The organism is Lentzea sp. DG1S-22 (genome assembly GCF_036321065.1).
Classification (GTDB): domain Bacteria; phylum Actinomycetota; class Actinomycetes; order Mycobacteriales; family Pseudonocardiaceae; genus Lentzea; species Lentzea jiangxiensis.
This window is the reverse complement of the sequence record NZ_CP143276.1, coordinates 7,930,672-7,955,825: the sequence shown is the minus strand read 5'-3', so window position 1 is coordinate 7,955,825 and position 25,154 is coordinate 7,930,672. Positions and strand designations below refer to the sequence as shown.

General features: G+C 69.2%; 25 protein-coding genes and 2 pseudogenes. 12 read left to right on the top strand and 15 right to left on the bottom strand.

Translation table 11 applies throughout. From position 1 onward, the window contains the following. The first annotated feature begins 26 nt into the window (after positions 1-26). Complete coding sequence (locus tag V1227_RS37855) at positions 27-2,117, top strand: alpha-galactosidase (RefSeq protein WP_329789913.1); 2,091 nt, start codon at positions 27-29, stop codon at positions 2,115-2,117. A 51-nt stretch (positions 2,118-2,168) separates the two neighbouring features. On the opposite strand, the gene V1227_RS37850 is transcribed toward V1227_RS37855, so the two are convergent. Continuing rightward, complete coding sequence (locus V1227_RS37850) at positions 2,169-3,329, bottom strand: hypothetical protein (RefSeq protein ID WP_329789912.1); 1,161 nt, start codon at positions 3,327-3,329, stop codon at positions 2,169-2,171. Between the two features lie 72 nt (positions 3,330-3,401). After that, positions 3,402-4,553 (bottom strand): FAD-dependent oxidoreductase, encoded by a 1,152-nt coding sequence (locus tag V1227_RS37845; protein WP_329789911.1) that lies wholly within the window; start codon positions 4,551-4,553, stop codon positions 3,402-3,404. 75 nt (positions 4,554-4,628) lie between these two features. Between V1227_RS37845 and V1227_RS37840 the strand changes: the two genes are divergently transcribed. Then, positions 4,629-5,225 (top strand): TetR/AcrR family transcriptional regulator, encoded by a 597-nt coding sequence (locus tag V1227_RS37840; RefSeq protein ID WP_329789910.1) that lies wholly within the window; start codon positions 4,629-4,631, stop codon positions 5,223-5,225. Positions 5,226-5,281: 56 nt separating this feature from the next. Here the strand turns inward: V1227_RS37840 and V1227_RS37835 are convergent, their stop codons facing one another. Next, positions 5,282-5,749, bottom strand: a complete 468-nt coding sequence (locus V1227_RS37835; protein WP_329789909.1) for an SRPBCC family protein — start codon at positions 5,747-5,749, stop codon at positions 5,282-5,284. A 260-nt stretch (positions 5,750-6,009) separates the two neighbouring features. Then, positions 6,010-8,889 carry an excinuclease ABC subunit UvrA gene (gene uvrA / locus V1227_RS37830; RefSeq protein ID WP_329789908.1) on the bottom strand — a complete coding sequence of 960 codons (2,880 nt, stop codon included), beginning with the start codon at positions 8,887-8,889 and terminating at the stop codon, positions 6,010-6,012. 225 nt (positions 8,890-9,114) lie between these two features. Between uvrA and V1227_RS37825 the strand changes: the two genes are divergently transcribed. Further along, positions 9,115-9,867: a maleylpyruvate isomerase family mycothiol-dependent enzyme gene (locus V1227_RS37825; protein ID WP_329789907.1), complete on the top strand. Its 753-nt coding sequence runs from the start codon at positions 9,115-9,117 to the stop codon at positions 9,865-9,867. Between the two features lie 47 nt (positions 9,868-9,914). On the opposite strand, the pseudogene V1227_RS37820 reads toward V1227_RS37825, so the two are convergent. Then, positions 9,915-10,874: pseudogene (locus V1227_RS37820) on the bottom strand (acyltransferase family protein); the annotation flags it as partial. 139 nt (positions 10,875-11,013) lie between these two features. Here V1227_RS37820 and V1227_RS37815 point away from each other — a divergent pair. After that, complete coding sequence (locus V1227_RS37815; RefSeq protein WP_329789906.1) at positions 11,014-11,691, top strand: MBL fold metallo-hydrolase; 678 nt, start codon at positions 11,014-11,016, stop codon at positions 11,689-11,691. A gap of 51 nt (positions 11,692-11,742) precedes the next feature. Here V1227_RS37815 and V1227_RS37810 read toward each other — a convergent pair whose 3' ends face one another. Continuing rightward, the gene (locus tag V1227_RS37810) at positions 11,743-12,039 is read right to left on the bottom strand and encodes a type II toxin-antitoxin system VapC family toxin (protein WP_329789905.1); all 297 of its coding nucleotides are present in this window, start codon (positions 12,037-12,039) and stop codon (positions 11,743-11,745) included. A 98-nt stretch (positions 12,040-12,137) separates the two neighbouring features. Beyond that, the gene (locus tag V1227_RS37805) at positions 12,138-12,416 is read right to left on the bottom strand and encodes a type II toxin-antitoxin system Phd/YefM family antitoxin (protein ID WP_329789904.1); all 279 of its coding nucleotides are present in this window, start codon (positions 12,414-12,416) and stop codon (positions 12,138-12,140) included. Between the two features lie 171 nt (positions 12,417-12,587). Here V1227_RS37805 and V1227_RS37800 point away from each other — a divergent pair, with 171 nt between their 5' ends. Next, positions 12,588-13,679 (top strand): beta family protein, encoded by a 1,092-nt coding sequence (locus V1227_RS37800; protein WP_329794211.1) that lies wholly within the window; start codon positions 12,588-12,590, stop codon positions 13,677-13,679. 4 nt (positions 13,680-13,683) lie between these two features. On the opposite strand, the gene V1227_RS37795 is transcribed toward V1227_RS37800, so the two are convergent. Continuing rightward, positions 13,684-14,268, bottom strand: a complete 585-nt coding sequence (locus V1227_RS37795; protein WP_329789903.1) for a DUF7711 family protein — start codon at positions 14,266-14,268, stop codon at positions 13,684-13,686. Positions 14,269-14,278: 10 nt separating this feature from the next. Between V1227_RS37795 and V1227_RS37790 the strand changes: the two genes are divergently transcribed. Further along, complete coding sequence (locus V1227_RS37790; protein ID WP_329789901.1) at positions 14,279-15,220, top strand: amidase; 942 nt, start codon at positions 14,279-14,281, stop codon at positions 15,218-15,220. On the opposite strand, the gene V1227_RS37785 is transcribed toward V1227_RS37790, so the two are convergent. Further along, the gene (locus tag V1227_RS37785; RefSeq protein WP_329789900.1) at positions 15,192-15,734 is read right to left on the bottom strand and encodes an NADPH-dependent FMN reductase; all 543 of its coding nucleotides are present in this window, start codon (positions 15,732-15,734) and stop codon (positions 15,192-15,194) included. The genes V1227_RS37790 and V1227_RS37785 overlap by 29 nt on opposite strands. 61 nt (positions 15,735-15,795) lie before the next feature. Here V1227_RS37785 and V1227_RS37780 point away from each other — a divergent pair, with 61 nt between their 5' ends. Beyond that, complete coding sequence (locus V1227_RS37780) at positions 15,796-16,401, top strand: TetR/AcrR family transcriptional regulator (RefSeq protein WP_329789899.1); 606 nt, start codon at positions 15,796-15,798, stop codon at positions 16,399-16,401. 11 nt (positions 16,402-16,412) lie between these two features. Beyond that, positions 16,413-16,856 (top strand): annotated as a pseudogene (gene rnhA / locus V1227_RS37775) (ribonuclease HI); the annotation flags it as partial. A gap of 288 nt (positions 16,857-17,144) precedes the next feature. Here the strand turns inward: rnhA and V1227_RS37770 are convergent. Continuing rightward, complete coding sequence (locus V1227_RS37770; RefSeq protein ID WP_329789898.1) at positions 17,145-18,281, bottom strand: aminotransferase-like domain-containing protein; 1,137 nt, start codon at positions 18,279-18,281, stop codon at positions 17,145-17,147. Between the two features lie 197 nt (positions 18,282-18,478). Between V1227_RS37770 and V1227_RS37765 the strand changes: the two genes are divergently transcribed. The 3 genes from V1227_RS37765 to V1227_RS37755 are packed head-to-tail and all read left to right on the top strand — an operon-like array spanning position 18,479 to position 20,044. Next, positions 18,479-18,811: a GyrI-like domain-containing protein gene (locus tag V1227_RS37765; RefSeq protein ID WP_329794210.1), complete on the top strand. Its 333-nt coding sequence runs from the start codon at positions 18,479-18,481 to the stop codon at positions 18,809-18,811. A 36-nt stretch (positions 18,812-18,847) separates the two neighbouring features. After that, positions 18,848-19,159 (top strand): ArsR/SmtB family transcription factor, encoded by a 312-nt coding sequence (locus tag V1227_RS37760; protein WP_090096078.1) that lies wholly within the window; start codon positions 18,848-18,850, stop codon positions 19,157-19,159. A 3-nt stretch (positions 19,160-19,162) separates the two neighbouring features. Further along, positions 19,163-20,044 carry an SRPBCC domain-containing protein gene (locus V1227_RS37755; RefSeq protein WP_329789897.1) on the top strand — a complete coding sequence of 294 codons (882 nt, stop codon included), beginning with the start codon at positions 19,163-19,165 and terminating at the stop codon, positions 20,042-20,044. A 1-nt stretch (position 20,045) separates the two neighbouring features. Here V1227_RS37755 and V1227_RS37750 read toward each other — a convergent pair whose 3' ends face one another. The 4 genes from V1227_RS37750 to V1227_RS37735 all read right to left on the bottom strand — a co-directional run bounded on the left by V1227_RS37750 (position 20,046) and on the right by V1227_RS37735 (position 24,183). Then, positions 20,046-21,638, bottom strand: coding sequence for a TIR domain-containing protein (locus V1227_RS37750; RefSeq protein ID WP_329789896.1), 1,593 nt, complete (start codon positions 21,636-21,638; stop codon positions 20,046-20,048). A gap of 229 nt (positions 21,639-21,867) precedes the next feature. After that, positions 21,868-22,722, bottom strand: coding sequence for a helix-turn-helix domain-containing protein (locus tag V1227_RS37745; RefSeq protein ID WP_442916414.1), 855 nt, complete (start codon positions 22,720-22,722; stop codon positions 21,868-21,870). Positions 22,723-22,944: 222 nt separating this feature from the next. Next, the gene (locus tag V1227_RS37740) at positions 22,945-23,127 is read right to left on the bottom strand and encodes a DUF397 domain-containing protein (RefSeq protein WP_329789894.1); all 183 of its coding nucleotides are present in this window, start codon (positions 23,125-23,127) and stop codon (positions 22,945-22,947) included. A 228-nt stretch (positions 23,128-23,355) separates the two neighbouring features. Beyond that, positions 23,356-24,183 carry a hypothetical protein gene (locus V1227_RS37735; RefSeq protein WP_329789893.1) on the bottom strand — a complete coding sequence of 276 codons (828 nt, stop codon included), beginning with the start codon at positions 24,181-24,183 and terminating at the stop codon, positions 23,356-23,358. 53 nt (positions 24,184-24,236) lie between these two features. On the opposite strand from V1227_RS37735, the gene V1227_RS37730 reads away from it, so the two are divergent. Further along, entirely contained in the window at positions 24,237-24,956 is a 720-nt protein-coding gene (locus V1227_RS37730) for a class I SAM-dependent methyltransferase (RefSeq protein WP_329789892.1), read from the top strand. On the opposite strand, the gene V1227_RS37725 is transcribed toward V1227_RS37730, so the two are convergent. Then, on the bottom strand, positions 24,935-25,147 hold the full coding sequence (locus V1227_RS37725) for a hypothetical protein (protein ID WP_329789891.1): 213 nt from the start codon (positions 25,145-25,147) through the stop codon (positions 24,935-24,937). The two genes, V1227_RS37730 and V1227_RS37725, sit on opposite strands and share 22 nt — an antisense overlap. Positions 25,148-25,154: the final 7 nt, after the last annotated feature.

Here is a 25,154-nt window from a genome sequence, read left to right as displayed (position 1 = left end):
TTGTGTTTGATGTGGACGGGGCCCGCATGAGCAACACGGAGGTCGTGCACCTGCACGACGACATCTCCAGCGTCGTCATCACCGTCGCGGGCACCAGCCTGCCGGTCGTGGCGCACTGGGGACGCACGCTCGGAGACGTCGACCAGGCCGCGCTGCGGGGCCTGGTCGACGCCGTTTCGTGGACCAACCCGAACAACTCGCCGGACCTCCCGGTCCCCCTCGCGCTGCTGCCCGACGCCGGTGCCGGGTACGCCGGCCGCCCCGGCCTGCGCGGCCACCGCGGCGGTGAGCACTTCGCCCCCGCGCTGGAGGTCACGTCGTTCTCGGGCGAGGACGGCTCGATCTTCCGCTACGTCGCGTCGGACGAGGCCGCCGCGCTGACCGTGACCGGCACCGTCGAGCTGCTGCCGTCCGGGATGCTCCGCGTCCGGCACGTCGTCCGCAACGACGGCGCGACGCCGTACGCGTTGGAGGGCCTGGAAACCGCGCTCCCCGTCCCATCGCACGCCACGGAGCTCCTGGACTTCACCGGCCGTTGGAGCCGTGAACGCGCGCCGCAACGGCAGGCGTTCCACCACGGCTCGTGGGTGCGCGAGAACCGGCGCGGCCGCACCGGGCACGACGCGACCATCGGACTGCTGGCCGGCACGCCCGGGTTCTCGTTCCGCGACGGCGAGGTGTGGGCCGTGCACGTGGCGTGGAGCGGCAACCACGTGACGTACGCCGAGAACCTGGTCGACGGCCTGCCCGTCCTGGGCGGTGGCGAGCTGCTGCTGCCGGGGGAGATCACGCTGGCACCGGGCGAGGAGTACGAGACGCCGTGGATCTACGCGGCCTACTCGTCCACGGGCGTCGACGGCATCAGCGCGGCGTTCCACCGGCAGTTGCGCGAACGTGCGCTGCGTCCGCGGCCGGTCGTGCTGAACACGTGGGAGGCCGTCTACTTCGACCACGACCTCGCGCGCCTGACCTCGCTGGCCGACACCGCCGCCGCCCTGGGGGTCGAGCGGTTCGTGCTGGACGACGGCTGGTTCCGCCACCGCCGCGACGACTCCGCCGGCCTCGGCGACTGGTACGTCGACGAGACGGTGTGGCCGGACGGGCTGACGCCGTTGATCGAGCACGTCCGCGCGCTCGGCATGGAGTTCGGGCTGTGGTTCGAGCCCGAGATGGTGAACACGGACTCCGACCTCTACCGCGCCCACCCGGACTGGGTGCTCGGACCGCGTCCCGGCGTGCTGCCGCCGTCGTCGCGCAACCAGCAGGTGCTGAACATCGCGCACCCGGAGGCGTACGCGTACATCCTCGAACGCGTCTCGGCGGTGCTGGCGGACAACGACATCGCGTTCGTGAAGTGGGACCACAACCGCGACCTCATCGGCTCGCGCGTGCACGACCAGACCGCCGCGTTCTACCGGTTGCTGGACGAGCTGCGGCTGCGGCACCCGCACGTGGAGATCGAGAGCTGCTCGTCCGGTGGCGGCCGGATCGACCTCGGCGTGCTCGCGCGCACCGACCGCGTGTGGACGTCGGACTGCAACGACGCCCTGGAACGCCAGCTGATCCAGCGCTGGACCGGGGTGTTCCTGCCACCGGAGCTGATGGGCCAGCACGTCGGGCCGACGAAGTCGCACACCACCGGGCGCGTGCACGACCTGTCGTTCCGGGTCGCGACGGCGCTGCTCGGGCACTTCGGGATCGAGTGGGACGTCAACGCGGCCACCGACGACGAACGGGCCGGGCTGCGGGCCGCGATCGAGTACTACAAGGACGTGCGGTCGTTGGTGCACAGCGGTGTCGTCGTGCGCTCCGACCACCCGGACCCCGCGGCGTGGGTGCACGGAGTCGTCGCCGAGGACAGGTCCGAGGCGCTCTTCTGCTACGCGCAGCTCACGACGTCGGTGCAGAACAAGCCCCGCCGGGTGCGGCTGCCCGGGCTCGACCCGGCGCGCACGTACCGCCTGTCGTTCGACGCTCCGGCCGGACGGCCCCGGCTGACCCAGCGCGGCCCCGCCAACTGGGAGCCGGTGGAGCTGCCCGGTTCCGTGCTGGCGGAGGTCGGCGTGCAGCTGCCGGTGCTGGAGCCGGAGCAGGCCGTCCTGCTGCGCCTGAGCTGATCGCGGAGAGCCCCGGCGGGACGCGCCCCGCCGGGGCTCTCCTCTCCCCCGTTACCGGCCGGCGCGCGTTCCGTCGGCCTTGGTGGCCCACCACTTCCCGCCAACGCCCTGCCCGTTGGCATCACCGCAGACCTCGTCCCCCGCGAACAGGTACTGCGGCCACCCCGCGATGGTGAGCTGCTGCTTCCCGTCCCGTTCGACCGTCCCCACGAGCGCGGGATCCACGCCCTGCACCTGGAAGCCCTCGTTCACGAACGCGGGCGGCCACTGCCGCGCGCACTCACCCGAGCAGGTGCTCGCCGGCGGGTCCGCGGAGTCGTCGTCGAACCGGTACAGCGTCATGCCGCCGGAGTCGGTCGCGACGACCCCGAGGTTCCCGACGGTCGCGCTGGTGAGCGCGATCGCCTTGTTCTGCTGGGCTTTCCTGCCGTCGGTGGCCGTGGCGAACCACTTCGCCACCGTGACGCCGTTGGCCTCGCCGGGCTTGGCGTCGTTCTTGAACGTGTACTGCGGCCAGCCGGCGACGGTGAGCTGCTTCCCGCCGTCCTCGCGCGTGATCGTGCCGAGCAGCCCGGGGTCGACGCCCTTCACCCGCGGCGTCGTGCCCTCGACGTACACCGGCGGCCACGTGCCGGCGCACCCATCGTCGCAAGTGGACGCCGGTGGCTGGGCCGTGTCGCCGTCGAACCGGTACAGCGTCAGACCGGCGTTGTCGGTGAGCACCGCACCGAGCCCGGCGACGACGCCCGTGCGAGCGGCGAGCTGCGTGCGGGCGCCGTCCTTCGCCGTGGCGAACCACTTGCCTTGCAGACCCTGCCCCTTCGTCTCACCGGGCTCGGTGTCCTCGGCGAACCGGTACTGCGGCATGCCGTCGACGGTGAGCTGCCGGCTGCCGTCCGCGCGGACGATCGAGCCGACCAGACCCCGGTCGACGCCGTCGACGGTGAAGTTCTCGCCGGGAACCGTTGCCGGGGGCCAGGTCGCGGCGCACTCACCGTCGCAAGTGGACACGCCGGGCTTGTCGCCGTCGAAGCGGTAGAGCGTGAACCCCTTGACGTCGGTGACCAACCGACCCAGGTCGGCGTTCTCGGCGACGTTCAGCGCCACCACGCTCTCCTGCCGCTGCGCGACCGGCTTGCTCTCCGGCGTGCCGGCGCAGGCGGTCAGCGAGATCAACCCCAGCGCGACGACCGCGGCGCTCCTGCGGATCATCCTGAACCTCCTGGCTCGTGCCCTCGAACGCCCGTCACACGTGCGGGAGGCCAGGACGGTTCAACCGAATCTTCAGAACATCGCGCGCTTCAACGCGGGCACCGCCGACGCCGTCCTGAGCACCGTCCGGAACAGCGTGCGCGCCACCGGGCTGCCCTCGGCGAACTGCTTCGCCGCCCGCAACGAGTCGCGCACCGCCGCGAACCCGTACTCGTACATCCGCGCCTCGTACCGGGCGATCGCGTCGCCGCCCTCGACGAGGCAGCGCGTGAGCAGCTGCGCGTCCTTCAACGCGATGTTCGCCCCGATCCCCCTCATCGGGGTCATGGCGTGAACCGCGTCGCCGAGCAGCGTCACGTTCGTCGGCCGCCAGCGCCCGATCGGCTTCGACGACCTGATGTGCCACTGGCTGACGGTTTCGGGGTGCGACGCTTCCACGATCCTGCGCAGGTCGGGGCTCCACCCGGCGATCCGCCGCAGCACCTCCCGCTGCAGCCCGCCGCCGAGGTCGAGGTCCTTGGCCGCGAACGCCCACATCAGATACGGGCGCGCGTTGTCGAGCAGCACGCCCTTGTCGTCGGAGTAGCCGACGCCGTCGTGGACCACCAGGAACATGCCGCACCGGCTGGTCGGGACGATCGAGTTGGCCCGGACGAGCAAGCTCGGCGGAATCCAGTCGTGCTCGTCGAGGAAGAGCTTGCCCGCGACCGCCGTGATCCCGACCTCCTCCGTTCCCGCGTGCGGCAGGTACTGGCGGCGCACGCGGGAACGGATGCCGTCCGCGCCGACCAGCACGTCGCACTCGGCCGTCGTGCCGTCCTCGAAGTGCAGCCTGATCCCGTCCCCCTGCTCGTAGCGCTCGAACCGCTTGCCGAACCGCACGTCCAGCCCGTCGAGCAGCACCTGCCGCAGCGTGATCCGGCTCGCCGAGTAGTGCTCCTCCTCGTCCTGGTCGAGCACGAGCAACGGCTCGAGCTGCTCGGTCAGGAAGCCGAACCCGTTGCCGCTGAACCCCGCGCTCCGCTCGAACCGGTCCCAGTTCGCCGCGGGAAGGCACTCCCGCAGCGCAGCGGCACCGTCCGGGTTGATGTGCACCCGGTACCCCTGCAGGCGGTCCGTGCGCGACAAGTCCCGCTCGTACACCTCCACGTCCATGCCCGCCTTGCGCAACCCGTGCGCCAGGCACAGCCCGCCGATTCCCCCACCGATCACCGCGATCCTCATACCGCCTACTTTCAACCGCTCGGTTGATTAAGTCAACCCAATGGTTGAAAGTTGGCCGTCGGCTACCGTGTCGACGTGGATCAACGCCGTTCTCCCCGCGCCTCGGAACGCAAGCGCGACCCGGAACGCACGCGCGCCCTGCTCCTGGAAGCGGCGGCGGCGGAGTTCGGCGCGAAGGGCTACGCGGCCACGCGCACCACCGACATCGCGGCGCGGGCGGGCGTGAACAAGCAGCTGATCTCGTACTACTTCGGCGGCAAAGAGGGCCTGTACAAGGAGCTGTCCACGAGCTGGCACGGCTCCGCGGCCGAGATGTCGAGCACGGACCAGCCACTGGGCACCGTGATCGCGGGCTTCGTGCACACGACGCTGACCGACCACGCCCGGCTGTGGGCGTGGTCGAACCTGGCAGGGGACAGCCCGCCCACCGACGAGACGTTCCTGCGCGCCCAGGTCGAGCAGATGCGCCGACGCCAGGAGTCGGGTGAGCTCCCCGCGGACCTCGACCCGGGCTTCCTGCTGCTGGCGCTCATGGCCGCGGTCTCCGCGCCGTTGACGCTGCGGCACACCGCGGGTCAGATCACCGGCGAGGACCCGGCCACGCCGGAGTTCGCCGCGAAGTACGCGGAACAGCTGACGTTGCTGGTGCGGCACCTTTCCCGCGGGAGCTGACACCGGAACCCGCCGGTGGGACGTGCGCCGCACCCTGCGGTCGTGCGCCTGGGCGACTAGGACTCGCGACGGCTCGCGGTCTTGGCCTCGAGGACCTGCCTGAGACCCTTGAACCCGCCGCGCATCATCAGGTCGTGGTTGCCGCGCAGGAACGGCTTGGCGATCAGCACCAGGCGCCGCAACAGCACCTTGTTGACCACGACCTCCTGGTCGAACACCAGGTCCGTGCCGCCGTCCCTCCCGGTGATCTCCCAGCTGGCGTAGCCCTCGAGATCACCGGACAGCGTCGCGCGCAGGAGACCGGCCTGCTGGTTGCGGATGCTGTGCTTCACCTGCACGACGAGGTCGAAGGGCAGGAACGAACGGCACCGGAGCTCGCCGCTCTCGTCGTCGATCTTCGTTGCTCTCCGGATCTCGGGCCACCACACCGGGTAGTTCGCGATGTCGGACAGCACCTCGTACACATCTGCCGGGGACGCGTCGACGTGCCACACGCTGCGGAAGCGATAGCGGTTGAGTGACACGGCCCTCATCATCCCGGATCGCTCGTCCGAGTGACAGCTTCCCAGCGAAACTCACAGATGACCGGGAATTCCTCACGGCGTGTACTGCGGCTTCAGCGAGACTCCAGCGCCCCACCAGGCCGCTCGTGTTCACTTGTCGACTGGATGAGGAAGCTCCGACGAGTCGAGCACCTCTACGAGGCCGAAGGGGTACGTCGTCGGCTCTCCCCGCGACGTCTGAAGGGCGCGCTCATGGTGGGCCGGCGCAGCGAGCGGGATCATCACCCCGCTGCCGACACCACCTCGTTTTCGAGCACCTGCTGCAAGAACTGCCCCGTGTAGCTCTTCTCAACCGCGGAGACCTGCTCGGGTGTGCCCTCCGCTACGACCATTCCGCCGCCGGAGCCCCCTTCGGGACCCATGTCGACGATCCAGTCGGACGTCTTGATGACGTCGAGGTTGTGCTCGATGACGATGACGGTGTTCCCCTTGTCCACCAGGCCGTTGATCACGCCCAGCAGCTTGCGGATGTCCTCGAAGTGCAGACCCGTCGTGGGCTCGTCGAGGATGTAGACCGTCTTGCCCGTCGAGCGCTTCTGCAGCTCCGACGCGAGCTTCACGCGCTGCGCCTCACCACCGGACAGCGTCGGTGCCGGCTGGCCCAGCCGCACGTAGCCGAGACCCACGTCGACCAGCGTGCGCAGGTGGCGGTGGATCGCGTTGATCGGCTCGAAGAACGTGGCCGCTTCCTCGATCGGCATGTCGAGGACCTCGGAGATCGTCTTGCCCTTGTAGTGCACTTCCAGCGTCTCGCGGTTGTACCGCGCGCCCTTGCACACCTCGCAGGGGACGTAGACGTCCGGGAGGAAGTTCATCTCGATCTTGATGGTGCCGTCGCCTGCGCACGCCTCGCAGCGGCCGCCCTTGACGTTGAACGAGAAGCGGCCCGGCTGGTAGCCGCGGACCTTCGCCTCGGTGGTCGCCGCGAACAGCTTGCGGACGTGGTCGAACACACCGGTGTAGGTGGCCGGGTTCGACCGCGGGGTGCGGCCGATCGGCGACTGGTCGACCCGCACGAGCTTGTCGACCTCGTTCAGGCCGTTGATGCGGGTGTGGCGGCCGGGCACCTGGCGAGCGCCGTTGAGCTTGTTCGCGAGCACCGTGGCGAGGATGTCGTTGACCAGCGTCGACTTGCCCGAACCGGACACGCCCGTGACCGAGGTCAGCGTGCCCAGGGGGAACGACACGTCGATGCCGCGCAGGTTGTGCTCGCGGGCGCCGACGACGGTGATCTGGCGCTTCTTGTCGATCTTGCGGCGCTTGGCGGGCATCGGGATCGACTTGCGGCCCGACAGGTAGGCGCCGGTGATCGACTCCTTGTTCGTCAGCAGCTTCTTGTACGGACCGCTGTGCACGACCTTGCCGCCGTGCTCGCCCGCGCCGGGACCGATGTCGACCACCCAGTCCGACGTGCGGATCGTGTCCTCGTCGTGCTCGACGACGATCAGCGTGTTGCCGAGGTCGCGCAGCCTCGTCAGCGTCTCGATGAGGCGGTGGTTGTCGCGCTGGTGCAGGCCGATCGACGGCTCGTCCAGCACGTACAGCACGCCGACCAGGCCCGAGCCGATCTGGGTGGCGAGCCGGATGCGCTGGGCCTCGCCGCCGGACAGCGTGCCGGACGCGCGGTCGAGCGAGAGGTAGTCGAGGCCGACGTCGAGCAGGAAGTGCAGGCGGGCCTGGATCTCCTTGAGCACCGCGCCCGCGATCATCGACTCGCGCTTGCCGAGCTCGAGGCCGTCGAGGAAGTCGGAGCACTCCGCGACGCTCATCGCGCAGACCTCGGCGATGGAGCGGTCGCCCTTCTTGCCGTGGTGCAGCGTGACGGCGAGGATCTCGGGCTTGAGGCGCGTGCCCTGACACGCGGGGCACGGGACCTCGCGCATGTAGCCCTCGTACTTCTCCCGCATGTACTCGGACTCGGTCTGCTCTTGGCGCCGTTCGAGGAACGGGATGACGCCCTCGTAGTTGGCGTAGTAGGAGCGCTCACGGCCGTAGCGGTTCTTGTAGCGGACGTGCACCTGCTCGTCGATGCCGTGCAGGATCGCCTTCTGCGCCTTGGCGGGCAGGTGCCGCCACTGCGTGTCCATCCGGTAGCCGATGGTCTCGCCGAGCGACTGCAGCAACCGCTGGAAGTACTCCGCGGTCTGCCCGCCCGCCCACGGCGCGATGGCGCCGTCGGCCAGGCTCAGCTCGTCGTCCGGGACCACGAGCTCCGGGTCGACCTCCTTGCGCACGCCGATGCCCGTGCAGACCACGCACGCGCCGTACGGCGAGTTGAAGGAGAACGACCGCGGCTCCAGGTCCTCGATGGCGAGCGGGTGGCCGTTGGGGCACGCCAGGTTCTCGGAGAAGCCCCTGATCCGCTTCGGATCGGTCTCCGGGAGGTCGACGAACTCGAGCTCGACCAGGCCGTCGGCGAGCCGCAGCGCCGTCTCGACCGAGTCGGTGAGGCGCTGCTTGGACGAGGCCTTGACGCTCAGGCGGTCGATGACGACCGCGATGTGGTGCTTCTCCTGCTTCTTGAGCTTGGGCACGTCGGCCAGCGCGTGGACGACACCGTCGACCTTCGCGCGCGAGTAGCCCTGCGTCTGCAGGTTCTGGAAGAGGTCGAGGTACTCGCCCTTGCGGCCGCGGATGACCGGCGCGAGCACCTGGAACTTCGTGCCCTGCTCCATCGCGAGCACCTGGTCGACGATCTCCTGCGGCGTCTGCTTGCCGATCGCCTCGCCGCACTGCGGGCAGTGCGGCTTGCCGGCGCGCGCGTAGAGCAGGCGCAGGTAGTCGTAGACCTCGGTGATCGTGCCGACGGTCGAGCGCGGGTTGCGGCTCGTGGACTTCTGGTCGATCGAGACCGCGGGCGAGAGGCCCTCGATGAAGTCGACGTCGGGCTTGTCCATCTGCCCGAGGAACTGGCGCGCGTAGGCCGAGAGCGACTCGACGTAGCGGCGCTGCCCCTCGGCGAAGATCGTGTCGAAAGCCAGGCTCGACTTGCCGGAGCCGGACAGCCCCGTGAAGACGATCAGGCTGTCCCGCGGCAGGTCGATATCCACGCCGCGCAGGTTGTGCTCGCGGGCGCCGCGAACAACAAGACGGTCTGCCACTGGGGTCCCTTCGGCTGCGATTGGCGGGTCACTCACGCCACACTCTTCCGAACAAGCGTTCGAAGAGTACTAGCATCGGATTGGAGGCTGTGACCGACCCGTCGACCATGCTAGGGCGCACCCCTGACAAGAACGGTTCGGGCAGCTGTCGCATTCCCCTGAGCTGGGTTTACTCCTAGGCTGGTCACTTCGATCAGAAGCCTCAACGTCGGGGAGAGGCAGCACATGACCTACATGCCGTCCACGCAGGACACGTCCGTACCGGCGCCCCGAGGGGTGCCGGACCGGCACATCAACGCCGTGCGCCAGGCGACGGACGTGCTCTACGAGACCGTCGAGGAGCTGGACGAGACCGCCGTGCGCGGCGCCAGCCTGCTCCCCGGGTGGTCCCGCGGACACGTCATCACCCACCTCGCGCGCAACGCGGACGCCTTGGTGAACCTCCTCACCTGGGCACGCACCGGGGTGGAGCACCAGGCCTACACGTCGCGGACGGACCGCGACGCCGACATCGAGGAGGGTTCCCGCCGGAGCCTGCAGGTAATCAGGGCCGACCTCGACTCCGCGTGCCTGCGGTTCGACGCCGCGTGCCGCGAGATGCCGGCGCACGCCTGGCGTTCGGAGGTCAGCGCACCCAAGGGCCAGGTGATCCCGGCGTCGACCGTGCCGCTGCTGCGGCTGCGCGAGATCTGGATCCACCTGGTCGACCTCGACGCCGGTGTCGGGTTCGGGGACCTGCCCGAGGAGTTCGTGGAGGAGTTCCTCGACGACGCCGTCCAGCAGTTCGAGGGCAGGGTCGAGCCGTTCGGAGTCGAGGTGACGCTGCCCGGTGGCGATCAGCGCAGGTGGGTGGTCAACGGCCCGGCGAGCCGCAGTTCGGTGAGCGGGTCCGCGAGCGCCGTCCTGGGCTGGCTGACCGGCAGGACCGACGGCACCGACCTGCGCGGTGAGCTGCCGGAACTGCCCGACTGGGTCTGAGTCAGCAGGCGGTACGCGGGCCGTTCGACGAACTTCGTCATCGCCCACCCGAGCACCAGGGCCGAGGTGACGAACCCGGCGAGGATCCACCAGGACCGCAGCCCGAAGGCGTGCATGCGGTCCATCACCACGGTGCCGATCTGCTGGTGGACCAGGTAGACCCCGTACGAGATGCCGGCGAGCCACGTGATCGGCTTGGCGATCGGGCTGAAGAACACCCAATCGGGTCCAGCGGCCGCCGCGCACACCATGAGCAGCAGGACACCGAAGCCGAGCGTCGATCCGTACTCGGTCGTGTGAACCGCCTGCGCGATCAGGGTCGCCGTGAGCAGCGCGGCCAGGTGCGGGGTCTTCAGCCTGTCCTTGTGCCACAGCCAGATGGCGATGCCGGCGGCGAACAACTGCGCCCTGTGCAGCGCGAACCCGTTGTAGACCACGAACAACGCGTGCGAGTGGTCCAGCAACGGGCGCAGCAGCAGGGGCGTGACGACGAGCGCCCACAGGAAGACGCGGAGCTTCGTCCCTCTCAGCACCTTCACCAGCGCGGCACCGGCGACGAAGGCCGCGATCTGCACCGGCACGGTCCAGTAGGCGAAGTCGACGATGTCGACGTCCGGGAACCACTGGTTGACCAGCAGCAGGTTGTAGACGACGTCCCTGCCGTCGAGCTGGCTCCACCCCGGCGGCGCGATCCACCTCTGCACCGCGTACGTCAGGAGAACCGCCGCCACGTACGCGGGCAGCAGGCGCGCGAGTCTTCGCCACAGGAACCGCCCCGGTCTGCCGCTGTTCAGCGACGCGCAGGCGAAGAAGGCGGAGACGACCATCAGCGTGCTGGCGCCCATCGACATCGGGAACGTGAACGGCAGCGGCCCCAGTCCGGGGTGGCTGCTCACGCTGGTGAGAGTCGCGTGGTGGAGCAGCACGCACCCGATGGCGACGACGCGGAGGACGTCCCAGCTGATCCTGCGGGCCGTCCGGGGCTGCTGTCGTTGCGCTGGAATCACGAGAGGCGGGGACCCTGTCCGTTGGTGCGTTCGGAGTACTCGGGGTTCGAAGCTTGATCCTTGCTTACCCTATGAGTGAGACCTGTATGCAACCTGAAGGTGTGCGTGGCGCCGCATCGAGCGACTACCGTCAGCCACCGTGGACGTACTCGAGAACTACACCGGTCATGTCGATCCGGAGGGCCCCGCGGCCCGCCGCACCCTCGACGCGCTGACCATCACCAAGATCTCCGTCGGCCCCATGGACAACAACGCCTACCTGCTGGTTTGCCGGTCCACGAACGAGGCGTTGCTGATCGACGCGGCCAACGACCACGAGCGCCTGGCCGACCTGCTGGCCCACAGCCCGGACCGCCCGCGCCTGCGCACGATCGTGACCACGCACCAGCACGCCGATCACTGGCAGGCACTCGAAGCCACGGCCGCGGCCCACGGCGCGAACACCGCCGCGCACGAACTGGACGCCTCCGTCCTGCCCGTCGCACCGGGCGTCCTCCTGGACCACGGCGACACCATCAACGTGGGAGAAGTCCCGCTCTCGATCATCCACCTGCGCGGCCACACCCCCGGCTCCATCGCCGTCGTCTACGACGACCCGAACGGCCACCCGCACCTCTTCACCGGAGATTCACTCTTTCCGGGGGGTGTGGGCAAGACCACGTCCGCCGACAACTTCGCGTCGCTCATCAACGACGTGGAGGACCGCCTGTTCGCGGTGCTGCCCGACTCGACCTGGTTCTACCCGGGCCACGGCGACGACTCGACGCTCGGCGAGGAGCGTCCTTCGCTGGCGGAGTGGCGCTCACGCGGCTGGTGAGCCTGGCCGGACGGGGAGCCTGCCAGCGCGGGCTCTCCCCGGCAGCCTCGATCAGACCTCGATGATCGTGACCATGCTGTCAAGCCCTTTGAAGTCCTCGGCATTTCGCGTGTACAGCGGCAATCCACGGGACGATGCGACAGCTGCGATCATCAGATCCATCCGGCGAGGCTTCGGATCCCGGTTCGCCGCCATCGTGAGCGCGACCAAGGTGCCGTATCTGGCTGCGGCCTGACCGTCGAAGGGCAGCGCCTCGAAGTCGACGATCGCCGCGTCGAGCTTCTCGGTGCGCGCAGCCCTGGACGCCGCGTCTTTGGCCATCGCCACACCCTGGTGCAACTCGGCCATCGTGACCGCCGTGAGTTCAGGTACCTCCGGCAGTTCTGCCGGGTCCAGAAGACCGAGGTCGATCTAGGCGTACGTGCCAGCACCCCGGATTGGGGCGTTCAGCCTCGGTTGCGCTTCCACAGATCGTCGCCGCCAACGCGGTCCTCGTGGTCGAAGTACTCGTCGGCTTCCTGACGCATGCGGAGGTGATCGACCTGGGGCAGGGCCTTGTGTCGTTCGACGAGCTCCTCGGCCGTCAGCCGACGGCGGCGGGGCAGCGGGCGGAGTTCGGCGACCTCAACCCCATTCCGCGTCACGTGGTACGTCTCGCCCGCCTCCACCGCGTCCATGACCGCCGCAGAGCAGTTGCGAAACTGCCGCTGACTGATGACCTTCACACGCCAAGCCTAGACCCGCGTAGCACCGACGCTACGTCGTGAGGAGCTCATGCGACTGGTGGATGAGACAGCTGGACGGCCCGCGAAGTTCACTCGTCCGGCGGACCATTCGCCCATCTTCCCCCAGCATGATCGAAGTGGGTTCGCGCCGTGCTGGGGAAGGGGCGATGCATGTCTTTTACACCGTTGGTCGCTTTGAAGAGCAAAATGGGCGAGTTCGATTCTTTGCTTCATCTCGACAATCACGAGAATTCCACGCCAAGAGTCGTAATCGAACTCCTCGACTCCGTGCGACCCGCAGGCCGCGGCGTCTTCCGGTCGCTGATGGACGCCGCGGTGGAGCTGGCAGGACGAGGACGACCCGCGTGGATCGACCCGCATCTACTCACTCCCGCCGGTGGACTCGCGCAGTGCGCCGGCGGCCCGTTCGAACACCTCGACAACTGCATCGAAAACGCGCTGCAGGACAAGTTCGGGCTCCTCATCCCGGATGTCCCGGCCCTGATCCCGGTGGTTCCGGCTTCGGCAACCGACGGCGAGTTGAGGACGATAGCGCTGCTCCAGGAACACCGGCCTCGGGAAGTCGTGGTCCGCTTCCGCGACCTCGGTGCCGACCGGCTCGCGGACCGCCTCCGCCACATCGCGAGCCTGACGCGCCTCGGCGACCAGGCGATGCACGCCGTCATCGACCTGGGGCACGTGCAGAACGTCGACCAACGGCAGGTCGAGTCGGCGGTGGTGCTCGCCAGGGCGCTGACCGATCACCTGGGGCCGGCCTCGACGACGCTGCTCGCCGGGTCGATCCCCGACACGAGGCACGGGTACGCCACCACCGTCCGGGACCGGCCGGAGGTCCGGCTCTGGCGCGAACTCGTGGCCAGGGTGAGCGAAGCGCAGATCCACTATGGCGACTACGGCGTCGTTCACCCGCGGCCGTCCGCTGCCGGCGGCACCGGTGGCCGCCTCCCCAACCCGTACTTCGTCTACACCGTGCCCGGCAACGTGATCACGCTGCGGCGCCAGCTCGTCAGGGAGTCAGGGAAGGTGGCGGAGGGAGCGGCCGGCGAGGCGTTCTCCGACATCGCCGACGAGCTCGTCGCCAGGCAGGAGTTCGCCGGCACCGGCTACTCGTGGGGCGACCGCGAACTGGCCGCGTGCCGGCGCGGAGGCAACAGGACCGCGGGCTCGGTCCCGCGCTGGATCGCGATGGCCACGTCGCACCACATCGCGCACCTGACTCGACGCGCGCCGGCCGAGCTGTGACCAGTCAGCCGGCGAGCGCGTCGAGCAGGTCCAGGTACCCGGTGGTCGTGCGCCACAACGCGTCGGAATACGGCGTGAGCTTGCCGGGGCTCCACCGGTGGTCCGTGTAGGCCTGGTTCTCCCGCCGCAACGCCCGGAGGCTCACAGCCAGCTCGTCCTCGACCCGCTTGCGCAGCTCCTCGGCGGACGGGGCGGCAGAACGCACCAGCTCCGCCGTGCCGTCGCTGACCGCCACGAGCGCTTCCTCGTTGACGCCGTCCGCCGCGCTCCAGATCAGCGCGGGCCGCTCGATGCGGTGGTTCCACACCGGTGCGTCCCTGGACCGCCACCGGGCGTCGAACGGGTTGCGCGACAGCCGCGTCGAGTTCGCCCAGTGCTCGGCGCCGACCGGCTCGCTCAGCCACGGCACCTCGTCCACCGGCAGGTCCGCGACCAGCGCGACCTGGATGGTCTCGACGTCGCGGGGCACGTCGAGCAGATCGCCGAAGACCCACAGCTCGACCACCTGGAAGCGGAAGAACGAGGCCGGCAGGTCGCCGCACTTCTCGGCGAGCTCAGCCAGGTGGTGCACAGCGCGAGTCCATTTCACGGGGTGGATCATGCCTGAAGTGCGGGAGGCGCTCGCGCGCCTGGACGTCGTGGAGCCCACCCTGTGCGCGTTCCACGAGGTCTTCCGCTCACCGGATCTCGACGTCGACCCGTCGCTGCCGTTCGCCGGGATGCCGATCGCGGTCAAGCGCGGCGAGCGGCGACGCCACCGCGAAGCGTTGGTGGCCAAAGGGTGCATTCCGATCGGACTCACCACCACGCCCGATGGCAGCACTCCTTGGCAGACGTGGGGCCGTAACTCTCGTGGCGTCACACGCAACCCGTGGAACCTCGATCGCACACCGGGTGGGTCGTCGGCGGGATCGGCGGTCGCGGTGGCGTCGGGTGTGGTGCCGCTGGCCACGGGCGTCGACGGCGCGGGCTCGATCCGCGTGCCGGCGGCGTGGTGCGGCGTGTACGGCCTCAAGACGACCTCTTCGGAACGGACCGCGGTCGGCGTGTTCGTGCGCGATCCGGCCCTGCTCATGACCTACCTGGACCTCGACGAGGTCAGCTCCCCCACGGCCGTCTGGTCGGCGGACCTGGGCTTCGCCGACGTGGACGACGAGCAGGCCGAGATCGCCTGGCGGGCCGCGGCTCCCCTGAGCCCGCGTCCGATCGACCTGGAGCTCCCGGACCCCGCCGACGACTGGTTCGCCCACCGCTGCGGCCCCAACCCCGTGCTGGACGAGCTGTTCCAGACCGCGGACCTGCTGCTCACCCCGACGACGCCCGGTCCGCCGCACGGGCACGACGGGCCGGGCTCGCGCATCAACACCGCGCTGACCTGGACGTTCAACCTCAGCGGTCATCCGGCGATCAGCATCCCGGCCGGGTTCGACACCGAAGGCCTGCCGGTGGGACTGCAGGCTGTGGCGAGGCACGGACGTGAGGCGGACCTGGTCGCCGCCGCCCGCCTGATCGCTAGGCCGCCACGGCTCGGACCGACCTGAGCGCCGACGCCCACGCCACCAGTTCGTCGAGCATCACGTGCAGCGTGTCGTGGTGCTGCGGCTCCCCCTCCAGATCACCACCGCCAATCGCGACCTGTGTGCGCACGGTGGCCACCTTCAGTTCGGCCAGCACGAGCCGTAGCTGCTCAACGGCGCGCAAGCCGCCGGAGCCTCCGACGCCCACGAACCCGGCCGCCTTGTCGTTCCACTCCGCGTACAGGTAGTCGATGGCGTTCTTCAGCACGGCGGGGAACGAATGGTTGTACTCGGGCGTGATGAACACGAAGCCGTCGTACGACGCGATGCGCGACGCCCACTGCCGCGTGTGCTCGTGCTGGTACTGACCGACGATGGCGGGCATCGGTTCGTCGAGCATCGGTAGGTCCACTTCGGCCAAGTCGATGAGGTCGAACGTGGCGTCGGCACGGCTGTTGGCGACTTTCAGGACCCACTGCGCCACGGCTTCGGAACGACGGCCGGGACGCGTGCTTCCCAGAACCACTGCGATTCGCATGACCACCAAAGTACAACGATCGTGGCAATTAGTGCAACGATCGTTGTACTAGAATCAGGTCATGCGACCGGACAAGCGGCAGGCAGTCCTGCGCGGGGCGTTGCGCGTGTTCGCCCGTGACGGCTACTCGCGGGCGAGCGTCGACGCCATCGCGAAGGAGTCGGAGGTGTCGACGCGCACGCTCTACAACCACTTCGCGGACAAGGCCGACCTCTTCCGCCAGGTGATCCAGGCCAGCGCGGGTGAGGCGGCGCGCGACCAGATCGCGATCATCGAGCGCCACTTCCACAAGGTCACGGACCTGCAGGAGGACCTGACGGCGTTCGGGAGGGCCATGAGCGCCCAGCAGGGTCACGCCGAGCACTTCGCGCTCGTGCGGCAGATCAACGCCGAGCTCACCCACATCCCGGCCGAGGCGATCGAGGCGTGGCAGGAGACCGGGCCGCGGAAGGTGCGGCGGGAGCTGGCGTCGCGGCTGGAGGCACTCGGGTTCCGGGACCCGCGGCGAGCCGCCGTGCACCTCATGGTGCTCACGATGACCGGCGACCCCAGCATCAGCGGGTCACGTCCGGACGACGAGGACATCGCAGCCGGCGTTCGCGTGCTCCTGCACGGGCACGACGTCGAGGACAACCGTCGGCGCAAGGACGCCAGAGCCCGTCGGTAGCCTCATGCCGCATGGAGGTCGAGATCTACACCGACGGTGCGTGCAGCCCCAATCCCGGTCCGGGTGGCTGGGGTGCCGTGTTGCGCTACGGCGCGCACGAGAAGGACATGTACGGCGGTGACATCGGCCCGACGACGAACAACCGCATGGAACTGATGGCGCCCATCATGGCGTTGGAGAGCCTTACGCGCGCATCCACCGTGAAGCTCTACACGGACAGCACGTACGTCCGGAACGGCATCACCTCCTGGGTGCACGGCTGGAAGGCGAACGGCTGGCTCACGAAGGCCCGGGAGCCGGTCAAGAACGCCGACCTGTGGCGCCGCCTGGAAGAAGCCGCGAACAGGCACGACGTCGAGTGGCACTGGGTCAAGGGCCACGCGGGTCACCCCGAGAACGAACGCGCCGACCGCCTGGCCGTGCGCGGCGTGGAGGAGGTGACGGGCCGTGAAGTCACGCAGCCCCAGGCGAGACCGAAGAAGGCGGCCAAGCCGAAGCAGTCGCGCGAACTGAGCGGCGAACCGTGCGGCACGCCGACGAAGAAGGGCACGCCGTGCCCGATCACCGCGGGTGCGAACGGCCTGTGCCACATCCACGACCCGGCGTTGCAGCGCGGTGCCCTCACGAAGAAGGGCACGCCCTGCACCATCGCGACCGGTGGCGGCCGCTGCGAGCACCACCAGCACGCGCTCGAACTGTTCTCGTGACGCGGACCAGCGTCGGGCCGAGGGCCTGACGGCAGCTCAGCGCAGCACTTTCGCCAGCCGCGCCATGCCTTCGCGGATCTCCTCCGGGGTGGTGCTGGTGAACGACATCCGGAACGTCGCGCGGTCCGGCGTGGTGGCGAAGAAAGGCGCACCCGGCACGAAAGCGACGTCGTGCTTCAACGCCTCCTTGAGCAACACGGCGCTGTCGACGTCACCAGGCAGCCTCAGCCAGACGAACATGCCACCGTCCGGATCGCTCCACGTGGTGCCATCAGGAACGGTGGAAGGCAACGCGGCGACCATCGCGTCACGGCGCGCGCCGTACTCCACGCACAAGCGGGCGACGTGGGCGTCGAGATCGGTGTGCGCCAGGTAGGACGCCGCGGCGGCCTGGTCCACTGTGGACGTGTGCAGGTCGGCGGCCTGCTTCACGATCACCAACGTGCGCAGCAGGTCCGCGGGCGCGCGGAGCCATCCCAGACGCATCCCGGGGGCACCGATCTTCGAGAAGCTGCCCAGGTGAACGGTCCTGTCGCTGATCGACGCCAGCGGGGCCACCGCGGAGCCGCGGTAGCGGAGCTCGCCGTAGGGGTCGTCCTCCACCACCCACAGCGAGTTCTCGGCGGCGATCTCCGCGATCTCGGCCCGGCGCGCGGCCGAGAGCGTGCGGCCGGTCGGGTTCGCGAACGTCGGCACGAGGTACAGCAGTGCCGGCTTCTCCTCGGCCACGACGTCGCGCAACGAGGCGGGGTCGAGGCCGTCGGCGTCGCTCGCGACGGGCACGATCCGGGCGCCCGCCATCTGGAAGCACTGCAACGCCGCCAGGTACGTCGGCTCCTCGACCGCCACGACCGCGCCCGGCTCGAGCAGCGCGGTGGCCACGAGGGTCAGCGCCTGCTGGGAGCCGGTGGTGATCAGGACGTCCGACGTGGGCAGCCCGCGGCCGGTCAGGCGTTCCGAGACGAGCGAGCGCAGCGCCGCATTTCCCTCCGTGGGCGCGTATTGCAGCACCGAACGGTCCTGCAGCGCGCGGTCGTAGGCGGCGCGCACACCGTCCAGGTCGAACAACTCGGGTGCGGGAAGACCGCCCGCGAACGAGATCACCTCGGGGCGGGACGTCAGCGCGAGCAGGTCGCGCACCGGGGAACTGGCGACGGAGAGGGTGCGGTGCATGAACTTCACGTTAATCGGCGCGCTCTCCCGGCGGACGCGGATTTTCTGCCGGTGGCCGTGGCCAGCGTGGACACCTGGACGTCGAGACGCGTGCCGAGCAGCCCTACGCCGCGGTCAAGGCCACCGTGACGCCGGGGACGTCCGCCGAGATCGCCGACCGCTTCCCCGAGGTCATGCGGTGACCGGCCGATCGCGAGCTGCCGGTCACCGGAGCACCGTTCCTGCGCTGCTCACGCGTCTCCGCCGAGGAGTTCGAGGTGGAGGTGGGCATTCCGACGGTCGCGGAGGTGCCCGGCGACGGCGAGGTGCTCACGGCGACGCTGCCCGCGGGCCAGTACCTGATCGCGCTGCACGAGGGCGGTCCCGAGGGCCTGGCCGCCGTCACGGACGAGCTCCTCGCCCACGCCGTCCGGTTCGACCGCGAGGGCGACAAGTGCGGCGCGCGCCTCGAGACGTACTTCACCGACCCCGCGGTGGAGCCCGATCCGGCCAAGTGGGCCGCGGAGGTGGCGATCCGCCTCGCGGACTGACTGGACCGTATATTCCGATCCAGCTATATTGCTGGCATGGCATCTACGTTCGCCGTGCTGGCGGATCCGAGTCGCCGGGAGATCCTCGACCTGCTGCGGGAACGCGAGCAGCCGGTCGGCGACCTCGTCGACAGGCTGACGCTCGCCCAGCCGACCGTCTCGAAGCACCTCAAGGTGCTGCGCGAGGCCGGCCTGGTCGAGGTGCGCACCGACGCCCAGAAGCGCTGGTACCGGGTGTCCCCCGGTCCCCTGGCGGAGATCGACGCCTGGCTCGCGCCGTACCGGCGGATGTGGGAGACGAGCCTCGACGCACTGGAACGACGACTCGACGAGATCGAAGGGGACTGACCCGTGGACGCCGAACTGCGGATGATCGAGGGCAAGCCCGTTCTGCGCTTCGAGCGCAGGCTGCGGCACTCGCCGGAGAAGGTCTGGCGGGTCGTCACCGATCCGGCCGAGATGAAGCACTGGTTCCCGGCCGAGGTCGAGGTCGACGGCACGAGGATGCGCTTCACGTTCCCGGACGAGGCCCCGGTGGACTCCGACGGCGGCGAGGGCGAACTGCTGGAGTCGGACCCGCCGAAGGTGTTCGCGTTCCGCTGGCTGACCGACGTGCTCCGCTTCGAGATCCTGCCGCGGGACGAGGGCTGCCTGCTGGTCTTCACCGCCGTGGTCACGAACAGGCTGACCGTCGGCCGCGACGCACCCGGCTGGACCACCTGCCTCGACGCCCTGGTCGCTCACGCCGACGGCACGGAGTTCGAGCCACCGGCCGAGTGGCTGTCGCGCATCGAGCACCACGTCAGGGAGTTCGGCCTCGACGAGGGCACGGACGAACCCGAAGGCGTCCGCTTCACGCGAGACCTGGTGTGGACGCCGCTGGAGGACGTCTGGCAACTGCTCACCGAAGGCACCGACAACGCCGTGCCGGCCCGCGCCGCACATCCCGGCCTCACGCCGGGCAGGGTCACGAGGTCCGAAGCACCCCGCCTGCTGGAGTACGAGTGGCTCCAGGACGGCGAGCCGAAGGGCGTGGTGCGCTGGGAGTTCGACCACGTGCCGCTGCAGGGCACCACGGTCACGCTCGCGCAGGAGAACGCGCACGGCCCCGAAGCACTCGCGGCCTGGCACGTGCACCTGGAACTGTTCTTCGCGGCCACGCAGGGCGAGATCCGCTGCCCGTGGCCCACCGACCGCGAGGAGGAACTGGCCAAGCGCTACGCCGAGCGCTGACTCACGCGTACCGCACCCGGTCCACCAGGAAGCGCCAGTCGGGTGGGCACCGGCGCCCGAACCGGCGTGCGCTCGCTTGCTCGTACTCGAGCACGGCCCGGCGCCGGGTCCGCGGATCCGGCGTCAGGTCCTCGAGGTCATCGATGTCAGCGGCCGTGAGCTTGACGTCGGTGACCCTGGCCGCGTCGAGCTTGGCGACGGACCACCAGGAGGACGCCGCCGCGTAGTCGTAGCGCAACGCGCGGAACTTCTCCTCCGCCACCAGGAAGTCGCGGACCGCGCTCGCCTTCTCGCGGCTGCCGAGGGACAGTTCGGCACGGACGTGGTGCGCCCGTGCGACCACCTCCGGGTACGCGTTGGCGGCGATGACCTGGGTGACGAACTCCCTGCCGTCGTTGTACTTGCGAGCGGCGTGGCACAAGCGCGCACGCAGCACCATCAGCCAGTGGTACCACTCTCCGCCGGGCGTGAGCAGCACCTCAGCCGACCGCGCCTTCGACACCGCCGTGGCGAGGTTCGCCCGGTCACCGGTCAGGTGGTGGCGCGCCAGCCACCACTCCGCGCTCAACGAGGCGCACAGGCCGACCTCCTCGCTCGCGCGGCCCGAGATCGCGGAGAACCGGTCGATCGCCTGCAGCAGCAGGTGCTCGCTCTTGCGCAGGTAGAAGTCCCGGTCGAACGCGACGCCCTCGCCCGCCATGCGCAGGAAAACCGTTGCGTGGCACAGGGTTCCGCGTGCCGCCGTGTAGAGGTCGCGGTACTTCTCCGCGATCCTCGTGCCGTCCTCGGCAGCGGCGGCGGCGCGGACCAGCCGGTGCTCGCGCAGCAGGTACCACGCCTGCCCCTCGACGAGGATCTTGGCCTCCAGGGCGCCTTCGCCGCGCAGGCGTTCAGTCGCGGACAAGGTGCGCAGGCACATCTCGGAGGTGCGCCGCACCAGGTCCACGTCGCCGTGCGCCTTGGCGGCCCCCACCACCGAGTCGAACGACCGCGCGAGCTCGATGTCCCCCGCCCCGATCCCGACCAGCCGCTCGACCAGCACCAGCGCCGCCGGTTCGGCGGGATCGAGGTCTTCCAGGTCCCGCAGCATCTCCCGCACGTTGCGCGATGCGGCGAAGGGTTCCACGCTCATCGTCACACCACCTTCCACGGCCCCCGCGCCCGTGAGCGCGTTCACCAGCTCCTCGAGCCCCGCCCCCGTGTCCGGGTCGAAGGTGTGGATCACCAGCGACTGCAGCACCGCGGGCAGCCGGTTCTTGTCGAACCCCGCCGGCACGACCGGCACGACACCGCACCGGTAGGCCTCGCCGTGGTGGTAGAGCTTGTGCCGCAGGAGTCTCGCCTCGTACCGGACGCCCTTGCGCTCAAGGAAGTCGTTGGACTCCAACGCCCTCAGGTAGTCCGGTGACACGACGACGACCACCGTCCGGTCGCGGAAGCCTTCCTCCATCCACGACGGGATGGACAGCGGCGCGGCGGCGGGCAGGTCGTCGTCCCACCACACGTCGAAACCCAGTCGCCGCAAGGAAGCCGCCAGCGCCGAGGCGGCACGAGCGCCGTCGCTGTGGCTGTAGCTGATGAAGAGGCCGGTCATGGCGGGCTCCTTGCGGGCTGGGTGGCCTCGGGCCACCGATCACTACGGATCGGTGAGGCGAGGCCATTTGAGCCGGAATGGCCCGCATGGCGGCAGTCAGGACCGGTGGAACGCCATAGGCTGATGACTGCGTTGTCTGCTCGCCTCACTTTGCGCGGTGCGGTCGGGTAAGCGGCGTTGCCACCGGACGGGTGTCTGTTGGCGCAGGCACCCGTCCGACTCAAGCTGATCAGCCTCCCAGGTGTTCGAGCCGCTCGTCGATGACTCGCGGCGTCTCGCCGGCGGGCAGTGCGAACCTCTCCAGTTGGAAGAAGTACTTCAGGTACTCCCGCACGATTTCCGAGTCGTCCTGGACGAGCGACGGTCGGTACAGCTCTTCGAGGAACAACGAGTAGTCCTCCTCGTCCTCGTTGATCTCGAGGATCGAGTAGGAACCCTTCATGGCGGGGTGCGTTCCTGCCGCGAAGGGAACGACCTGCACGGTGATCTGGTCTGTCGCGGCCAGGTCCCTGATGTGGCCGAGTTGCTCGCGCATGACCTCGACGTTGCCGATCACGCGGTGCAGCACCGATTCATCGATGATGAAGAACATCTCCGGCCCGTTCGCGCCGAGCAGGTCTTGACGGTGCATGCGGATGTCGACACTCCTCCGCACGACTTCCTCGGAACCACCACCCGCGACCACGACCGCTGTCGCGTAGTCGCGCGTCTGCAACATGCCTGGAACCAGTGAGGTCTGCACGTACCGGCACCGTATCGCCACCGACTCGAGTTCGATGAACTGCGCGAACCCCTTGGGCAGACCTCGGTACTTCGTCATCCAAGCGGGTCGCTTGGTCGCACGCGCCAGACTGACCAGTTCATCCACGCGAGCCGGCTCGGTGATCCCGTAGTGGAGCAGCAACGCCCTCAGATCGGTGACCGAGATGCCACTCCGGCCCTGTTCGATGCGGATGACCTTGGATGTGGACCAGTCGAGCGCTTCCGCGACAGAGTCCTGGGTGAACCTCTGGGCTTCACGAGCCTGTTTGAGTTCACTCAGCAGTTTGCGCTGCTGCGCAACGGGATTTCCCTTACCTGTCAAGGCTCAGCGCCCCTTCTGCGGCACGCACGGCGAGCATGCCTGCCACTATTCTGCCACCTGGCAGTTTGAGTGCAAGTAGTATGAGTGCAAGCAAAGTGAACGTCCTTAAACTGACATGTTTTACACCGCCATGCGTCGCGATGCCACATGCAAGTTCGGATCGAAATCAACGCAGACTTGAGCGGGTTCGCTCGATCGAGCGAACCCCGCTGGTGATCGCGTTCAGGACGCGGAGGCCAGCCGCACAAAGGCGGCCCACGCGGAGGAGGAAACGCGGAGCAGCGGCCCCGCTTGGTCCTTGGTGTCACGCACCAGGACGGTGTCCTGCGGATTCACGGCGAACTCAACACATGCGTCGTTGTCGTCGCTGTAGGAGCTTCGGATCCACCTGAGCTCTGCCGCCATCGTCGCTCCCATCGCACGTGGGGTCCCCGACCGAACCCACCGTCTCGGCCCGGCCCACCCGCGTGCACCCCGGGAGGGCGGCGGAGGGAAAGCCTCCAACCCGACGAGGCCACAACTGAGAATAAGGTCATGAAGTCGTTTATCAACACCGCCAGAGGTACGCCACCACAAGGGAAAGAGGACAAATCAAGGACAGCACCGAACCGGACTCGTTGACATGGCGTGGAATCAGAGCGTGGCGAAGCGGTCAACGCCCACACCGCTGATCAGCAGGCGCTCCTTGCGGTTGCCCGTCAACCGCGCCGTCCAGTCGACGAAGCCGCCGTCGCCGATCTCCACCCCATCGCGGAACACCTTGAAGCACAAGCCCTTGTAGTACCCGGTCCGCCGCGAAGGATCGGCCGGCAGATCACCGCGCAACACCTCGAACCGCGGGTCCAGCACCGTCACGCGCACCTCGACGTCACCACAGGCCTCGCGCAGGAACGCCACGTGCTCGGCGAAGTGCTCGCGCTCGAAGGCAAGGGAGCCCCGGTCACGACCGGCGGACACCGCAGCGAACAACGTGAAGTGCGCGAACCTCCCGGCGCCTTCGAACAACTGCGCCCGCACCACGCGCTGCACGGCGGCGAGCCGCACGTCGTCGGGGCCGGATCGGCGGCGCAGCGCGGCTTCCAGGGCGAGCGCGTTGGTCGGGTCGGCTGCCACCTCGGTGCCGCGCACGGTCGACACGACGTTGTTCTGGTCCATCAGCGCGACGGCCGAGCAGGCGCCGAGCGGTGCCACCGGAGCCAGGCCCAGCACGGAGAACGACGGAGGCAAGGCGGCCAGGAGGCGGTCCTCGGCGGCACGCAGCACGGTGAACGGGACCTCGGCGGGTGCGACGAAGCGGTCGGAACGGTACTGGCGCAGCACATCCGGGCCGGACAACGCGCGCGCACGGCGTTGCATCAGAGCGAGGAGCAAAGTCGTGAGGTCGCTTCCCGGCAGCGCGGCCAGCCGGGACAACGCTTCCTCGCCGCCCAGCGACCGCAGCACTCGCGTCAACGCACTCATGGTCACCATGATCCGCATTCGGGCCAGCGGATTACCCGGCTAGGCTCGGGATCGTGAATGAGGGCGAGCTGTGGGGGCGCCGAGCCGCTCAGCGGGCTGCGCTCGGCGCGACGATGTCGATGCCCGCCTGGAAGACCGCGATCGAACGCACCGGCATCACCACGGGCACCACGGTGCTCGACCTGGCGTGCGGCAGCGGCGAGTTCTGCGCCGCCGCGACCGAGGCGGGGGCCGAGGCGACCGGGATCGACCTCTCGCCGGCCATGCTGGCCGTGGCGCGGCGGGCGAGCACCGCCGAGTTCCTCCAGCTGCCGCTGGGGAAGCTGCCGTGGCCGGACGGCACGTTCGACATCGTGACGGCGTTCAACGCGCTGTTCTTCGCGGACGACCCCGACGAGGCGTTCGAGGAGGCGGTCAGGGTCAGCAAGGACTTCGTGGTGGTCTGCGGCTGGCACCCGGACCTGCCGAGCGACTTGCTGGTCGTCGGGCGGGCCGTGCGGGGACCTGGCGGCCGGAGGACGCCGAGGCTGCCGCGACCGCAGGAGGAACTCACGATCGACATTCCTCTGGAACATCCCGACGAGGCCACGATGTTGCGCGGCTTCCTGAGCGTGGGCAGCTATCAGCGCATCATCGAGCGCGAGGGCGCGGAAGAAGTCGCGGAGAAAATCAAAGCCGCCGCCGAACCGTACCGAACCCCGGACGGTTACCGGTTCTCGAACAAGTACCTGATGTCGTTCTTCCGCAAAAGTCAGGCGGCGAGCACCTCGTAGCCCGCCGTGGTGAGCGCGGCGGGGCCCGGACGGGCGCTGATCAGGCCCGCGGTGGTCAGGCGCAGGCCGGCGAACTGGTCGGCGCAGCACAGGCCGTCGACGAGCAGAGAACTGCCGTTGATCTCGCAACGGCCCTCGGCCACTGCTCTCAGAACTGCGCGGTCGCGATGTGTGAGCGATGAGGCGGTCATCTTCTTC

Bases quoted from the DNA above. Each gene is read 5' to 3' on its own strand.
- V1227_RS37810 (WP_329789905.1), bottom strand. From the start codon at position 12,039: ATGGCCGAGTTGCACCAGGGTGTGGCGATGGCCAAAGACGCGGCGTCC.
- V1227_RS37750 (WP_329789896.1), bottom strand. From the start codon at position 21,638: ATGACCGGCCTCTTCATCAGCTACAGCCACAGCGACGGCGCTCGTGCC.
- V1227_RS37790 (WP_329789901.1), top strand. From the start codon at position 14,279: ATGCCTGAAGTGCGGGAGGCGCTCGCGCGCCTGGACGTCGTGGAGCCC.
- V1227_RS37770 (WP_329789898.1), bottom strand. From the start codon at position 18,281: ATGCACCGCACCCTCTCCGTCGCCAGTTCCCCGGTGCGCGACCTGCTC.
- V1227_RS37845 (WP_329789911.1), bottom strand. From the start codon at position 4,553: ATGAGGATCGCGGTGATCGGTGGGGGAATCGGCGGGCTGTGCCTGGCG.
- V1227_RS37725 (WP_329789891.1), bottom strand. From the start codon at position 25,147: ATGACCGCCTCATCGCTCACACATCGCGACCGCGCAGTTCTGAGAGCA.
- V1227_RS37850 (WP_329789912.1), bottom strand. From the start codon at position 3,329: ATGATCCGCAGGAGCGCCGCGGTCGTCGCGCTGGGGTTGATCTCGCTG.
- V1227_RS37780 (WP_329789899.1), top strand. From the start codon at position 15,796: ATGCGACCGGACAAGCGGCAGGCAGTCCTGCGCGGGGCGTTGCGCGTG.
- V1227_RS37760 (WP_090096078.1), top strand. From the start codon at position 18,848: ATGGCATCTACGTTCGCCGTGCTGGCGGATCCGAGTCGCCGGGAGATC.
- V1227_RS37855 (WP_329789913.1), top strand. From the start codon at position 27: ATGAGCAACACGGAGGTCGTGCACCTGCACGACGACATCTCCAGCGTC.
- V1227_RS37735 (WP_329789893.1), bottom strand. From the start codon at position 24,183: ATGAGTGCGTTGACGCGAGTGCTGCGGTCGCTGGGCGGCGAGGAAGCG.
- V1227_RS37785 (WP_329789900.1), bottom strand. From the start codon at position 15,734: ATGCGAATCGCAGTGGTTCTGGGAAGCACGCGTCCCGGCCGTCGTTCC.
- V1227_RS37740 (WP_329789894.1), bottom strand. From the start codon at position 23,127: ATGGCGGCAGAGCTCAGGTGGATCCGAAGCTCCTACAGCGACGACAAC.
- V1227_RS37825 (WP_329789907.1), top strand. From the start codon at position 9,115: ATGACCTACATGCCGTCCACGCAGGACACGTCCGTACCGGCGCCCCGA.
- V1227_RS37800 (WP_329794211.1), top strand. From the start codon at position 12,588: ATGTCTTTTACACCGTTGGTCGCTTTGAAGAGCAAAATGGGCGAGTTC.